The sequence below is a fragment of the Kribbella rubisoli genome (assembly GCF_004217145.1).
GTDB classification, from domain to species: Bacteria; Actinomycetota; Actinomycetes; order Propionibacteriales; family Kribbellaceae; genus Kribbella; species Kribbella rubisoli.
In genome coordinates this window covers 1,007,963-1,020,851 of record NZ_SHKR01000012.1, presented here as the reverse complement: position 1 = coordinate 1,020,851, position 12,889 = coordinate 1,007,963, and the positions used below count along the sequence as shown (strand labels likewise).

The window sequence follows — 12,889 nt, the reverse complement described above, 5'->3', positions numbered from 1 at the left end:
CTCCATTCTAACCAGTGATGCTAATATAGCTGGTTAGAGCGCGGCACGCATCATCAAACAGCCGGAATGATCCCCAGAAGGACAGCTCATGCAGACACAGCACCCGCGAGGTCACTGGCACCCCGGCGAGGCGGCGATGCACCGCCTTCTCGGCGTACCCACGCATGACAATCCGACGATCCCGGGCCTGCCCGACGCCTACGGACTCTGGATGGCGCAAAGCCCGCTTCTCGCGCTGGGAACCGTCGATCGGATCGGCCGGATCTGGACGACGGTGCTCGGCGGAAAGGCAGGAGTCGTCAGACCCATTGCCGCCGGAGTGCTGGGATTGAGCACCCCCGCGCACCTCGAACCCCGAGGTGAAGGAGATGGTTCCGGCTGGGCGGGGTTCGATCCCGTGCTGGAGGCCCTGTTCTCGAGCACCGAGGACGGGAGAGTCGTCGAGCACGCCGGAGGAAAGCTGGTTGCCGGCCTCGCGATGAACCTGGAGGAGAGGACGCGGGTCAAGCTCGCGGGCCGGATGCTCCGCGGAGTCGTCCTGGCGGACGAGGCGGAGACGATCGAGACCGATCCGGAGGATCCGTCCCGGGTGGACGTGCAGATGGCGGTGGCCATCGAGGAGACGCTCGGCAACTGCCCGAAGTACCTGAACAGGAAGGCCGTCTGGCCCCACGAGGCATCGCCTCGCCTGGTCAGCGATTTGCTTCCCCTGACTCATAAGGCCGTGGAGCTCATCGGCAGGTCGGACATCTTCTTCCTCTCGAGTCGGCACGGCACGGAGAGCATGGACACGAACAACCGCGGCGGTACGCCGGGGTTCGTGCGGGTCTTCAGCAATTCCGCCGATGAGGGGGTGAGCCTGGTCTATCCGGAGTACTCGGGAAACCGGCTGTTCCAGACGCTGGGAAACCTGCAGACCGATCCGGCGGTCGGAATCACCTTCCCCGACTTCGAGACCGGGGACGTTCTGTACCTCACCGGGCGAGCCGAGATTCTGATCGGCGCCGAAGCGACTGCCGTGCTGCCGCACAGTCGGGTCGCGGTGAAGGTCACGGTAGATGCGGCTCGCTTCGTGAGCGACGGGCTGCCGTTCCGCGGGCGTCTGCTGGACCCCTCTCCGTACAACCCGCCGGTGCGCCGGTTGGCGAGAGAGATTCGCGGAGCTGACGATCTCATCGAGCGCGTGGATGGACGGTCCGGGGGCATCGCGATCGCGACCTTGATCCGCTCGTCCCGGATCACTCCGACTGTGTCTCGCTACACCTTCCGGTTGTCTCCCGATCCTTCGTCCCCGCAGGCGAAAGCGGAGTTTTCGCGTCTCGCTCCGTGGCGGCCGGGGCAGCATGTCACGCTCGACTTCTCGGCTCATCTCGATCAGGGGTGGTCGCACATGCGCGATCACGACCCGGCGTCGCTCAACGACGACTACATCCGGTCGTTCACGATCTCGAGTGCGCCCGTACGGCGATCAGCAGATGCGGACGACTCGCTGGACGGCGTCGAGTTCGACATCACGGTACGACGGCACGGGCCGGTGACACGCTTGCTGACGCGGTGGGTTCCTGGAGCAGAGCTGAAGGTTCCCGTCCTCGGATTCGAAGGAGAAGAGGATCTCGGGGCACTGGGTGAGGACCTCGTCGTGGTGGCCGGCGGCGTCGGGATCACACCGTTGATGGCGCAAGCCGAATCCGGACAACGCTTCTCGGTCCTGTGGAGCCTGCGATCCGATGATCTGCCGCTCGCTGTCGACGTCGTCGAACGAATCGGCGGGACGGGGATCATTCTGTTCGTGACCGGCGAGATCGACGCGAGCGGGCACAACGATCTGCAGTCGCTGGCTCGACTCGGCGCTGACATTCACACGAGAAGAATCCGAAGAGAGGACGTCGTCGGCGCCGGAGCCGAGGGACACAGACGATTCCACGTGTGCACCGGACCGGGCCTGAGAAGGTCCGTCCTGCAATGGCTGGATGGCGAACACGTAAGTCTGGTCAACTTCGACTATTAGCCTTTGCCGTTCCTGCACCACGCCGGCGACGGGGTGCAGGAACATCGGAGACAACTAGAGCCGTCGATCCCCAGGTCCAGGGAACGCATGGCCTCGGGCGGAGATCACGACGACGACAGTGGAGACGACGAGCAGGGCGACGGCGATCAGGAGCGATTCGGATCCGAGCCCTGCGAGGAGCAGGCCGCCGATCAGGCCGCCGAGTCCGATTCCTCCGTTCCACATCGTCACCTGAGGAGGCTGGGCAGCGTCGGCGTGCTCTCGAGACGCCGCCATCAGCGCGCCCTGGAACAGCGTGGCCGCCCCGCCGAACGCCAGGCCCCACACACCGGCAGCGAGGTAATCCACGATCGGATTCATCGACCAGAGCGCCAGGGCGACGGCGGCCGCAGCGAAGAACCCCGTACTGAGGATCACGAGGCGGCGGTGGTGCCGGTCGACGAAGAGCCCGGTGAGCCAGATGCTCACGATCGACGTGATCCCGAAGTCGAGAAGGATCCACTGGACCTGGTCCCCGAGGCCGACGCCGGCCAGGACCGGAGCGATGTAGGTGTAGAGGATGGTGTGCGCGAGAACGTACACACCCGTCACCAGCAGGATGGTGCGGAGACCCTTGATGCGCAGGAGATGCGGGAGCGGGAGTCGCTCGCCCGCCTGCTGTCCGGAAACGTCCGGCAGCTTCCACAGTGTCCAGACGATGAGTACGCCGGTGAGAACGGTCATCAGGCCGAAGGTCACCTGCCAGCCAACGCGCTGGCCGAGGATCGCTCCCACCGGAACGCCCAGGGAGAGTGCGACGGGGGTTCCCGCGAAGGCGAATGCCATCGCGCGCCCCTTCAGGGCATCGGGTGTGATGCGCTGCGCGTATCCACCGAGAAGACTCCAGGTCACACCGGATGCAGCACCGGCGATAAAGCGGGCGATCATGGTGATTGCGTAGTCGAGCGAGACCGCCGTCACCAGGTTGGCCACGAGGAATCCCGCCAGCGCGAACACGAGCAGGCGTCGTCGCGGCCAACTGGTCGTGGCGATCGAGACCGGGATTGCCGTGAGCATCGTCGCGAGCGCGTAGATCGTGACCGTCTGCCCGGCAACGGATTCGGATACTCCCAGCGCGTGGCTCATCTGCGGCAATACACCGGCAGGTAACGCCTCAGTCAGGGTCGTGATGAATCCCGCGGTGAACAGAGCGATCAAAGCCGATATGGGGAGGCGTTCTCTCTGGGAGACACGCGGCAGAGCGTCCTGCAACTTCGTCATGCGATTCTTCCTCTTCTGGGCGCAGTGCAGCCAAAGCTGCGTACATAGCCTCGAGTTGACGCCCCATGACTATGGGGACTGGAAGATCGTCCGACGTTGACATCAATGTGAACGCAAGCTCGATGCGCGCACGGGCGATGAGGCCCTCGTCACTCATGTGTCGCCGGTGGTGGTTTCGGCGGTCGACCAGGGCCTTGGCCGCGATCGCGCCGGGCGCGCAGTCCGAGACCTCTTCGCTAGCGGCATCCTGCCGACGCCCTTCGACATCACCAGCCGGCCCAAGGCTGAACGTCGACACCGCGACTCGATCGACCCCCCCACGCAGCTGATCGAGGCCCAGTCACCGAAGGCGGGCAGGCTCTTGCGGTCGACTCCCCGGAGACGTCCCCGGCCCGAGGTGGGCGAGTTGTTGCGGTCGGCCTTGTACTGGCGTCCCAAGAACGTCGCGACCTTCAAACTGCTCGCCACCCTGAGGCCACCTCGACCGGAGCAGTCAGCGTCACCTACAAGCCGTTCGTCTCCTCGGTGCTCGCGATCGCGTACCTCGGCTCGCCTGAGTTGATGGGCTCCAGGAGCGCGAGACGGTGCTGTCGGGGCCGAACTCGACCCGGTGCGCGATCGTTCCGCGCCAGCCTTCGACAAGGCCGACGCCGGATGTGCGGCCCGCGGCGAGCCAGGTGGGCTTGCCGGTTTCCGCGCCGAGCGGAGGATCGGTTTCGAGGTACTGGATGAGTAAGGCAACGGAGTTCTGGATCTCGTCGACGCGTGTGAGGAGCCGGCCCAGGACATCGCCTGTGGTGCGAGCTGCGGAGAAAACGCCGATGCTCAATGAGGTAAAGGGGTGGTCGCGGCGGGCGTCGTGATCGATGCCGCTCGCGCGGGCGACGTACCCCAGGGTGCCGATGTCGCGTGCTTGGTCGAGGTTGAGCACGGCGGTGCCGGTCATGCGGTCGAGTACGACGCTGTTGCCGAGCGCGATGTCGACGATCTGCTGGATGTCAGCGGCGATCGCGGTCAGGACGGCAGGCTCGGGAAGTGCACGGACGCGAGTTGCCCCCGGCGTGATGGCGCCGCGGAGCAATCGATGGCCGGTCACGTGCTTGTTGAGGCGGAGCAGCTGCTCGCGGATCCGTTGAGCGTGGGCGTTGGCGATTCCGTATCCCACGTCGTTGCACAGGGCACCGATATCGGTCACGTGGTTGTACAGCCGTTCGAGCTCGAGCAGGATCGCGCGCAGTACCTGGGCCGAGGCCGGAACCGACCAGTCCCGGGCTTCCTCGACGGCGAGACAGAACGCGAGGGTGTGCCCGACCGTGGTGTCACCCGAAACGCGTTCGGCCAAGGCAAGCGGTGATGCGGTCCAGGTCGTTGCCCGGTTCAAAGAACCGCGCGGTTGTTGCCTTCGGACGGCGTTGATGAACTTGACTGTTCCCATTACTGTCAAAGACCTATATGGTGACGGACAGTAGGCGGTATAGTCCGCTGCTGGTGTGCGGGGGAACGGGCCGGGTTCGACTCCTGGCGGCACCGCAGTTCCGCCCCGTTCGGGGTGGAAGCAAGGGGAAATCATGTCCAACTCGAAGAACCGCCTCGTGGCGGCAGGATCCGCACTCACGCTGGTTGTCACCGCAGTCGGTATTTCGGTGCTCGGTGGTGGTGCGGCTGACGCCGGCGTCACCGGCGTCACCAGCCAGTCCGCGACGGCGATCACTTATCCGCTGGTCCGCAACTCGGTGGCTGAGAGCCAGGTGGTCAACTACAGCCTCGGCGAGAGCGACCTGCAGAAGGCGTTCGTCGCGAAGTTGCTCGCGGTCCCGGCGAATGGGGTCGACACATCGGCCAAGCTGAAGGATGGCGTGGTGGCGGAGGTCGACCTGGCACCAGCAGTCCAAAGCAAGCTGAACAAGGCAGGCCCGGCGTACCTGAAACACTGGGGCACTGTGCACCGCAACGTGATCGGCGCGGCCGAAGCCGAACTCGCCACGACGTCCACCCAGTCGCCGCTCGGTGACGGCGCCCTCGATCTGCACACTGCATCCGCGACCGACAAGGTGGCTTTCGGCAACGAGGTCGACTTCGCCGGCCAGAACGTGAAGGACCTCGGCACGGTCGGCTTTTCGGTCTACACGACCGGCGAGAATAATGCCTTGGGCAACAACATGCCGAGTATCGCCTTCGAGATCGATCCGAACGTGGCGGCGGTGCCGTCCGACTACGCCTCACTTGTGTACGTACCGGCCAATGGCACTGCCAACGAGTGGACGACCTTCAACGCCACCACCGACACGGCCAAGCACTGGGGTCTGACTGGTACCGGGTTCAACGGAACGACGTGCTCGATCAATGGCGCCCGCTGTACCTGGACCGAGATGCTCAACTACCTGAACGACGGCGGCGACGACGCCAAGTTGCTCACGGCGACTGTCAGCAAGGGCCGCGACTACGCGTTCTCCGGCGCGGTTGACGCACTGAAGTTCGGCGGCAAGACCTACGACTTCGAAGCCGCCGGGGTCACAGCCAACTAGCAGCCGTTCTTCAACGATCACGGGCACCAACCACGCCGGCGACGACGCGACCAGGGGGCCAAGGACGGCCTGGTCACTACGTAGAACGTCGCCGGACCGCAATAGTCCTGGGCAGGAGACAGATCTTCTGCGTCCGCGACTGCTCGGTGGACATGGTGCCGCAGACGGTGGACTCTGGCGTTGTAGCGTCCGCTCTGGAGGTCGCCGATGGCCGCAGGCAGCCAGGTCGGTTCGATTCCGTCGAACAACAGAGGTGGGTCATGCTCGTATTCCTGATTGTTCTCCTCGTCCTTTGGCTCGTGCTGACGATCGTCGGCTTCGCCATCAAGGGCCTGATTTGGCTGGCGATCATCGGGATCGTGCTGTTCCTGGGCACCAGCGCCATCGGGTACGTCCGCCGCAAGGCAGCCAAAAGCTGACCGTTGATCGACGGTGTAGTCGCCGCCCATCCCGTCGCCGATCGCCGTACTATCTCGGGCGTGCAGAGGCGGGGCGGAAGGAGACTACTTCGGGATGGAGTCCGCCTTGACGGCGTTTCGCTGGCCCAGAGGACGAGGCTCTCCCTTCGTAGTGTCCCGCGCAGTCTGCTGCTCGGCCTCCGCGTTGATCTCGGCTCCGAGCAGTACGGCGTACGCGGTCAGCCACAGCCACAACATCAAGACCACCACTGCCGCCAGGCTGCCGTACGTCTTGGCGTAGTTGCCGAACGTCTCGACATAGACCGAGAAACCGATCGACGCGACCAGCCACAGGATGGTGGCGACGACGGCGCCGATGGAGACCCAACGGATGCGTGGCGCGTCGCGGTCCGGCCCGCGCCGGTAGGTGACGGCAAGCGCTACCGAAATCAGTACGACGGCGAGCACCAGCCGCACCACCACCAGCAGGATCCGGACCGGTGGTGCGACATGGTCCCCGATCGCGGCGCCCGCCGTGAACAACGCGATCGCGAGCAGGACGAAGATGATCGCGCCCAGCGTCATACCCAACGCCAGCAGCTTGCGGCGGACGAACCCGCGCGTCTCCTCCTCGTCGTACGCGAGGTTGACCGCGGTCAGGAGATACCCCACGCCGCCCGACGCGCTCCACAGGGCGGCGATCACGGCGATCGCGACGCCGATCCCCAAGCCTTGCCGCGGTGCCGAGGTCAGAGCGTCGAGCTGCTGGAGCAGCAGATCGCGCCCTGACGCCGGCATTGCAGCTGTCAGATCCTTGACCTGGTTGCGGATCTGATCCGGATCCGCAACCAGCCCATAGGCCAGCACCGCAGCAACGACGGCAGGGAAGAGTGAGAGGAAGCCGAAGAAGGCGACGCCGGCCGCAAGCAGCGGAACCTGGTCGGCCTTCGCTTCGGCCCAGGCTCGCCGGACCACCTGCCACCAGCCTGCCGCCGGGATCTGCGTCGGCTTCTCGGCATCCACTCCCGGAACGTCCGATCGTCGCGCGCCGCTCATCAGCTCGAGGAACCCGCCTGCCGGACGTTGTCGGCCGAGTCCTTCGCGTTGTCCGCAACCTCGTGAGCCGCGGACCGTCCCTCGTCCGCCACCTCGGTTGCTGCCTCGGACGCGGACTGCTTGACGTTCTCGACAGCCTGTTGCGCCGGCTCCTGGAGGTTGTCCTTCATCTCCTGGGCAATCTGTGCGGCTTGTTCCTTCACCGGACCAGCGGCCTCCATCGCCTTGTCCTTGGTGTCCTGGGCGAGCTCGCGCTCCTGCGCCGACGCAGGCAGCGCCGCGGCAACCACCCACCCTGCCGCGAACGCGATCAGGCCAGCGGCCAGCGGCGTACCGCGTGTCCGTGCCCGGGCCATGTCCGGTGCTGAACCAACAGCGTCACCGACCTTGCTGCCCGCGTCCTGCACGGTCGACACAGCCGAACCGGCCGTATCGCTCACGGATCCGCCCATCGACCCAGCCGAGCCCATCACGTGCTCCTTCAACCGATGGACGCCGCCGCGGGCCCGGTCGACCCGCCGGCCGACGACGCGACCCGGGCTGACCTTCTCTGTCAATGCGTCGACGTCGCGGCCGACATCGCGCCGCGTCTGCTCGATGTTGCGCTTCAGCTCTTCCGGGTCTTCAGCCATTTCGCGTCCTCCTTGAGTGATTCGACCGTCTGGTCGGGTTTCGGGTTGACCTCTTGCAGCTCCTTGCGTCCCGACATCGCGAGTACGACGGCCACGATCGCCCAGATGGCCGCGACGATCAGCGCTGCCCAGATCAGATCCATGGCCTCATCGAGAGCCCACATCACCGTCAAGGAGACGAACAGGGCGACCATCCAGCCCGCGAACGCCGCGCCGCCGAGCATGCCGGCGCCCTTTCCGGCCTTCTTCGCTTCCGTCTGGAGCTCCGCCTTCGCCAGCGCGAGCTCCTGGCGCGTCAGTTGACCCAGATCGGTGGTCAGCTGGGAGACCAGCTGACCGACCGACTCGTCCATCGACAACCGCTGCGGACTGCTGCCGGGTGGTGAGCCGTCGACAGTCATCTCACCACTCCGTTCCCGGCTCGCGCGGGGGCGTGACCGGCGTACCCATGGGCGCCGCGGGCGGTGGGACCAGGTAGTCGTCGGCGCCCGTCTCGGGCAAACCGTTGCCGCTGGGCAGACCGGTATTGATCGGCGTCACGGTCTTGTCGGAGGCATCGGTGCCGCCGGATGCCAGCGCACGCGTGAGGCGTCCGGCGACGACCCCCGCTGCGGCCGCGATCAGCAGGAACGTGCCTGGCTTGCGTCGCGCATACCCGCGGACCTCGTCCAGCAGGTCGGCAGGTTCGTGCTGCTGCAGGAAATCCGCAGCTTGATCGGTGAACTCGGCGCCGTGCCGTGCGAGTTGAGCACCCAGACCCGATTGGCCGTGTTCGGCCATACCCCGCAGCTCGTCGCTCACCGAGCGAAGGCCGGTGGCGGCACGGTCCTTCTGCTGACTCGCCTGCCCGACGAGCTCTTGCCGAGTCTGACTCGCCAGACGCCGCGTCTCCGCACGGACATCCGACGTCACGTCCGACACCTTCTCCTTGACCGTGCCCGCGACCTCGCGAGCGGCGTCGGCCGACGTTTCCTTCAGCTGCCCAGCTTGGTCCCGGGCGGTCCCGGCCACGCCTTCGGCCGGTGGGCTCTCCGCACTCATCCGATGATTTGTCGTTGGCGACATGTGACGGCTCCTTCCAGGAGCATTGACTGACGTCACGAGGCACCGCGCATCATCCGCCGTACGACAACGAATGCAACGAAGATGGCGGTGCGCGGCCTGATCAGGCCGGCAGGCGTAGCATTTCTGCCTCGCAACAAGGACTTACCGAAATGGCACACTGTCGTACCACCATCGAGATCAGCCGACCGGTACCCGCAGGCAAACACGACAATCTCTTGCTCTGCAGGGGAATCGGCCCTCGCACCGCGATGCTCTGGTACGGCGATGCATGCGAGCCGGGTACTGGCAGGGCACCACACAGTGCGAGAGGACGATCGAGATGCCCGGCGATGTTGTTGATCTGATCATGCAGGACCACCGTGAGGTCGAGCGGCTGTTCGACGAACTCAAGGAGAATCCGGAGAAGCGCCCGAACCTGCTCCCGGTCCTGACCACCTTGCTGACCGCGCACAGTCGTGCCGAGGAAGCAGAGGTGTATCCGGTCGCCGCAGCCGAAGCCGGAGAGAAAGAAGAGGTCTCGCACAGCCAGCAGGAGCACATCGAGGCCGACCAGCTGCTCGCGAAGCTCGCCAAGACCGATCCGTCCTCGGGCGAGTTCGACAAGGCCCTGCAGAACTTGATCGACGCGGTGTCCCATCACGTCGAAGAGGAAGAGACCAAGGTCCTGCCCGGAATGCGATCCAACCTGTCGGACGAACGCCGTACCCAACTCGGCGAAGCCTTTATTGCCAGCCGCACACAACACCTCGGCGAACAACCAGGCGACATCACCCGCGACCAGCTCGCCCAGCAGGCGAGCAACGCCGGCATCAAGGGGGCGTCCGGCCTGAGCAAGGACGAGCTGCAGCAGAAGGTGCAGGACGAGGCGGACCTCTGACAGCAGCCCGAGAGGGTCGGTCATGTCTGCCGGTCCGCACGGGCAACGACTGATAGACCAACTGCCCGCGAACGGGCAGTACAAAGCGCTTCGCGCCGGACGGCACACGGCCAGGCCGAGTGCAGCCAAGCTCGAAAGCCGGGTCTCGTCCTGGCACCCGGGGTTGGGTCCGGCGCGAAGCCCCGGAACGAAGCCGGCTGAACACGGTCAGAAACTTCATCCGGTGAAGACCTCTGCAAGCCACGGGACGACGCGATACGGGCCGAGGGCGCGGAGTTCGTCGACCGGAGGATGTTCGACCATGGCTCGTACGTCGTCCAGACCGCCCCGAGCGTTGGGCTCGGCGAGGTCGACAAGGTCGTGAAGTCGACTCCGGGTGGGGCTGGCGTCGCCGGTCCGCAGATCGAGGAGCTCTCCCCCGACGCCGTCGCGGAGTGCGGACCATCGGTTCTCCGCGATCCTCCAGGCAGGCGCCGGCGGCTGAAGGTCGCCGCAGTGATGCAGGTCGGCGAGTCCGGCGCCAAGCGCGTGCACGAACCGCGCGATCGCGCTGGTCTGATCCACGGTTGCCTGTACGTCGAGGACTCGCAGCTCGAGCGTGCCGTAACGGACGTGCGGTCGCAGCTCCCACCACCACTCCGACGCGTCCGCCATGGCACCTCCCCGGACAGCCCAGGCGAGGTCGTCGGCGTACTGCTCCCAGGATGAGATGATCGGCGGCACTCCTTGGCGGGGCAGCTGCGAGGCGATCACCGGTCGCACTGAGCAGAGCCCGGTATCTCGCCCCGCGGCGAATGGCGCGGCCGCAGCGAGTGCAGCCAGCTCCGGCAGTTGCGTCTGCAAGCCCTGCACACACATGAAGCACGACCCACACGCGATCTGAAACGGCACCACGACCCGATCGCCCGCCTGCAGTCCGCCCACCTCGGCCCCGGTCTCCTGTACGACTCCGATCACCTCATGACCGAGCACGTCACCGGTGTCCAGGAACGGGCCCATCACCTCGTACAAATGCAGGTCCGACCCACAGATCCCATTCGACGTGACCTTCACGATCGCGTCCGTCGGCTCCTGGATCCGCGGATCCGGGCTCAGGAGGGCTTCGATGCTGCCGTGCGCGACCGCCGCCTGCGTTGCGGTTTTGCGGTGCTGCGGCGGATCACCAATTCGTGGGGCACGATCACCGTTGACTCAGGCGACTCACCGCCGAGTTGAGCGATCAGGTGCGCCACGGCTGTTCGGCCGTGTTCGTAGCCGTCGACCCGCACGGTCGTGAGTGCAGGACGGAAGTAGTCGGACCCCGGCGCGTCGTCGTACCCGACGACGCTGACGTCCTCGGGGACGCGCAGTCCGCGTTCGGTGAGGGCGTACATCAGGCCGAGTGCGGTCTCGTCGTTCGACGCGAAGACCGCCGTGACCGACGGGTCATTGGCCAGCTCCAGGCCGGCAAGGTAGCCCGAACGTGCCGTCCAGTCGCCGGTGATCGGCGGTACGACGGCACATCCGGCCCGGCGTAACGCCTGCTCCCACCCCAACGCACGGAAACGGCTCGCGCTCCAGTCGGCGGGCCCGGCCACGTGGTGCACCGTTGTGTGCCCGAGCCCGAGGAGATGCTCGACCACCTCCTCGCTGGACCTGACCATGTCGGCGTGCACCGCGGGACCGTCGTACCCGGGCACCGTGCTGGTCGTCACCATCGGCATGGTTCGATCGATCGCCATGATCGTCTCGGCACCGGAGACCCAGGGCGCCATGAAGATCACGCCGTCGCATCGGGCCATCGCCAGCCGGTCGATCCCCTCCTGCACCGCGGCCGGTTCGAAGGTCGCGAAACTGGCGATGCTCACGCTGTATCCGAGCTCGGTCGCCGCCTGCTCGACGCCGGAGATGATCGACATCGCACCGATGCTCGTCGGCCGGTTGGTCAGTTGGTGGGTCAGCAGACCGAGCACCCTGCCCCGGCCCGTCGACAGCGCCCGGGCGATCGGATCCGGCCGGTAGCCAAGCGTGTTGATCGCCCGCCTGACCCGGGCCGCCGTACGCGGGTTGACCTGATCGCCTCCGCGCGCGACGCGGGACGCGGTCTGCCGGGAGACACGCGCCAGCCGCGCGACATCGGTCAAGGTCGGACGCGGCGATGGCACAGCGGCGTGGCCGGCAGGCGTGGCGTCAGCCGGGTCCGCGTCAGCGGGCGAACGATCGCTCAACAGAGCACTCCTCGACTCGTATTGCTCGAAGGTTACTAGTCACTTGAGGGCTCCACTGCTCATCCCTTGGACGACCTGACGCTGAGCCAGGACGTAGAACACGATCACCGGCAACGCCGAGATGGCCGTGGCGGCCAGCAGGATGTTCTGGAGTGGGGTCTCGGAAGACACGAAGTTCATCAGGCCCCGCTGCACCGGCATCAGGTCGTCGTCGTCGAACAGGACGAGCGCCAGGAGGTACTCGTTCCACACGTTGAGGCCCTGGATCACCGCGACCGCGATCAGGCCCGGCCGCGCCAGCGGCAGAATCACCCGCGCGAACGCGCTGAACGGCGTACATCCGTCGATGGCAGCTGCTTCCTCGAGATCCTTGGGCAGGTTCGCGAAGAACCCACGCATGATCAACGTCGCCATCGGGATACCCGCGGTGATCAGCACCAGGACATAGCCGAGCCGGCTGTTGGTGAGGCCGAAGGAGAGCATCAGCTTGTACTGCGCGATGAACGAGGCCGGCGCCGGGATGATCAGCACCGCGAGGATCACGAACATCACACCGGATCGTCCGCGGAACTCGATCCGGGCCAACGCGTACCCGGCCATGCTCGACACCAGGAGAATCCCGACCACCGCGCAGACCGTGTACAGCAGACTGTTGGGCAGATAGACACCCAGCCGGCCGTCGACCCACGCCTGCACGTAGTTCGACCATTGCGGCTTCCGAGGGATCAGCTCGCTGCCCTTGTACAGCTTCTGAGTCGTCTGCAAGGACCCGGCGAGCAGCCAGAAGATCGGGAACAGCGCGGCCAGCGCGGCCAGAACCAGCGGTACGTACAGCACCGCCGCCCCACGTCGTCGATCCAT

At 66.0% G+C, this 12,889-nt stretch carries 13 protein-coding genes; 4 read left to right on the top strand and 9 right to left on the bottom strand.

Annotated features, from left to right (window positions below):
• Positions 1-88 precede the first annotated feature (88 nt).
• The gene (locus EV645_RS19100; protein WP_130445236.1) at positions 89-2,008 is read left to right on the top strand and encodes a pyridoxamine 5'-phosphate oxidase family protein; all 1,920 of its coding nucleotides are present in this window, start codon (positions 89-91) and stop codon (positions 2,006-2,008) included.
• Between the two features lie 54 nt (positions 2,009-2,062).
• On the opposite strand, the gene EV645_RS19095 is transcribed toward EV645_RS19100, so the two are convergent.
• Both EV645_RS19095 and EV645_RS19090 read right to left on the bottom strand, forming a co-directional pair.
• Entirely contained in the window at positions 2,063-3,268 is a 1,206-nt protein-coding gene (locus EV645_RS19095) for an MFS transporter (RefSeq protein WP_130445235.1), read from the bottom strand.
• 499 nt (positions 3,269-3,767) lie between these two features.
• The gene (locus EV645_RS19090) at positions 3,768-4,703 is read right to left on the bottom strand and encodes an NADH-quinone oxidoreductase subunit D-related protein (RefSeq protein ID WP_242000509.1); all 936 of its coding nucleotides are present in this window, start codon (positions 4,701-4,703) and stop codon (positions 3,768-3,770) included.
• Between the two features lie 133 nt (positions 4,704-4,836).
• Between EV645_RS19090 and EV645_RS19085 the strand changes: the two genes are divergently transcribed.
• Entirely contained in the window at positions 4,837-5,793 is a 957-nt protein-coding gene (locus tag EV645_RS19085) for a hypothetical protein (protein ID WP_130445233.1), read from the top strand.
• A gap of 260 nt (positions 5,794-6,053) precedes the next feature.
• Complete coding sequence (locus EV645_RS42265; protein ID WP_198681701.1) at positions 6,054-6,212, top strand: hypothetical protein; 159 nt, start codon at positions 6,054-6,056, stop codon at positions 6,210-6,212.
• A gap of 84 nt (positions 6,213-6,296) precedes the next feature.
• Here the strand turns inward: EV645_RS42265 and EV645_RS19080 are convergent, their stop codons facing one another.
• From EV645_RS19080 to EV645_RS19065, 4 genes are read right to left on the bottom strand one after another with little or no spacing between them, the layout of a single operon-like run.
• Complete coding sequence (locus EV645_RS19080) at positions 6,297-7,214, bottom strand: YihY/virulence factor BrkB family protein (RefSeq protein ID WP_242000508.1); 918 nt, start codon at positions 7,212-7,214, stop codon at positions 6,297-6,299.
• Positions 7,215-7,246: 32 nt separating this feature from the next.
• A complete protein-coding gene (locus EV645_RS19075) occupies positions 7,247-7,879 on the bottom strand; it encodes a DUF3618 domain-containing protein (protein ID WP_130445231.1) in 633 nt (210 codons plus the stop codon).
• Positions 7,855-8,280, bottom strand: a complete 426-nt coding sequence (locus tag EV645_RS19070) for a phage holin family protein (RefSeq protein WP_130445230.1) — start codon at positions 8,278-8,280, stop codon at positions 7,855-7,857. Before EV645_RS19070 ends, EV645_RS19075 begins: the two co-directional genes overlap by 25 nt.
• Position 8,281: 1 nt before the next feature.
• Positions 8,282-8,944 carry a hypothetical protein gene (locus tag EV645_RS19065; RefSeq protein WP_130445229.1) on the bottom strand — a complete coding sequence of 221 codons (663 nt, stop codon included), beginning with the start codon at positions 8,942-8,944 and terminating at the stop codon, positions 8,282-8,284.
• A gap of 319 nt (positions 8,945-9,263) precedes the next feature.
• Between EV645_RS19065 and EV645_RS19060 the strand changes: the two genes are divergently transcribed.
• Complete coding sequence (locus tag EV645_RS19060) at positions 9,264-9,821, top strand: hemerythrin domain-containing protein (protein ID WP_130445228.1); 558 nt, start codon at positions 9,264-9,266, stop codon at positions 9,819-9,821.
• Positions 9,822-10,037: 216 nt separating this feature from the next.
• On the opposite strand, the gene EV645_RS19055 is transcribed toward EV645_RS19060, so the two are convergent.
• From EV645_RS19055 to EV645_RS19045, 3 genes are read right to left on the bottom strand one after another with little or no spacing between them, the layout of a single operon-like run.
• Positions 10,038-10,877, bottom strand: coding sequence for a carboxylate-amine ligase (locus EV645_RS19055; RefSeq protein WP_422386632.1), 840 nt, complete (start codon positions 10,875-10,877; stop codon positions 10,038-10,040).
• A gap of 35 nt (positions 10,878-10,912) precedes the next feature.
• Positions 10,913-12,028 carry a LacI family DNA-binding transcriptional regulator gene (locus EV645_RS19050; RefSeq protein WP_130445226.1) on the bottom strand — a complete coding sequence of 372 codons (1,116 nt, stop codon included), beginning with the start codon at positions 12,026-12,028 and terminating at the stop codon, positions 10,913-10,915.
• A 39-nt stretch (positions 12,029-12,067) separates the two neighbouring features.
• On the bottom strand, positions 12,068-12,889 hold the full coding sequence (locus tag EV645_RS19045; RefSeq protein ID WP_130445225.1) for a carbohydrate ABC transporter permease: 822 nt from the start codon (positions 12,887-12,889) through the stop codon (positions 12,068-12,070).

Excerpts from the sequence above, each read along its gene's own strand:
- EV645_RS19100 (WP_130445236.1), top strand. The coding sequence starts at position 89 with ATGCAGACACAGCACCCGCGAGGTCACTGGCACCCCGGCGAGGCGGCG.
- EV645_RS19095 (WP_130445235.1), bottom strand. The coding sequence starts at position 3,268 with ATGACGAAGTTGCAGGACGCTCTGCCGCGTGTCTCCCAGAGAGAACGC.
- EV645_RS19090 (WP_242000509.1), bottom strand. The coding sequence starts at position 4,703 with ATGGGAACAGTCAAGTTCATCAACGCCGTCCGAAGGCAACAACCGCGC.
- EV645_RS19085 (WP_130445233.1), top strand. The coding sequence starts at position 4,837 with ATGTCCAACTCGAAGAACCGCCTCGTGGCGGCAGGATCCGCACTCACG.
- EV645_RS42265 (WP_198681701.1), top strand. The coding sequence starts at position 6,054 with ATGCTCGTATTCCTGATTGTTCTCCTCGTCCTTTGGCTCGTGCTGACG.
- EV645_RS19075 (WP_130445231.1), bottom strand. The coding sequence starts at position 7,879 with ATGGCTGAAGACCCGGAAGAGCTGAAGCGCAACATCGAGCAGACGCGG.
- EV645_RS19070 (WP_130445230.1), bottom strand. The coding sequence starts at position 8,280 with ATGACTGTCGACGGCTCACCACCCGGCAGCAGTCCGCAGCGGTTGTCG.
- EV645_RS19065 (WP_130445229.1), bottom strand. The coding sequence starts at position 8,944 with ATGTCGCCAACGACAAATCATCGGATGAGTGCGGAGAGCCCACCGGCC.
- EV645_RS19060 (WP_130445228.1), top strand. The coding sequence starts at position 9,264 with ATGCCCGGCGATGTTGTTGATCTGATCATGCAGGACCACCGTGAGGTC.
- EV645_RS19045 (WP_130445225.1), bottom strand. The coding sequence starts at position 12,889 with ATGGATCGACGACGTGGGGCGGCGGTGCTGTACGTACCGCTGGTTCTG.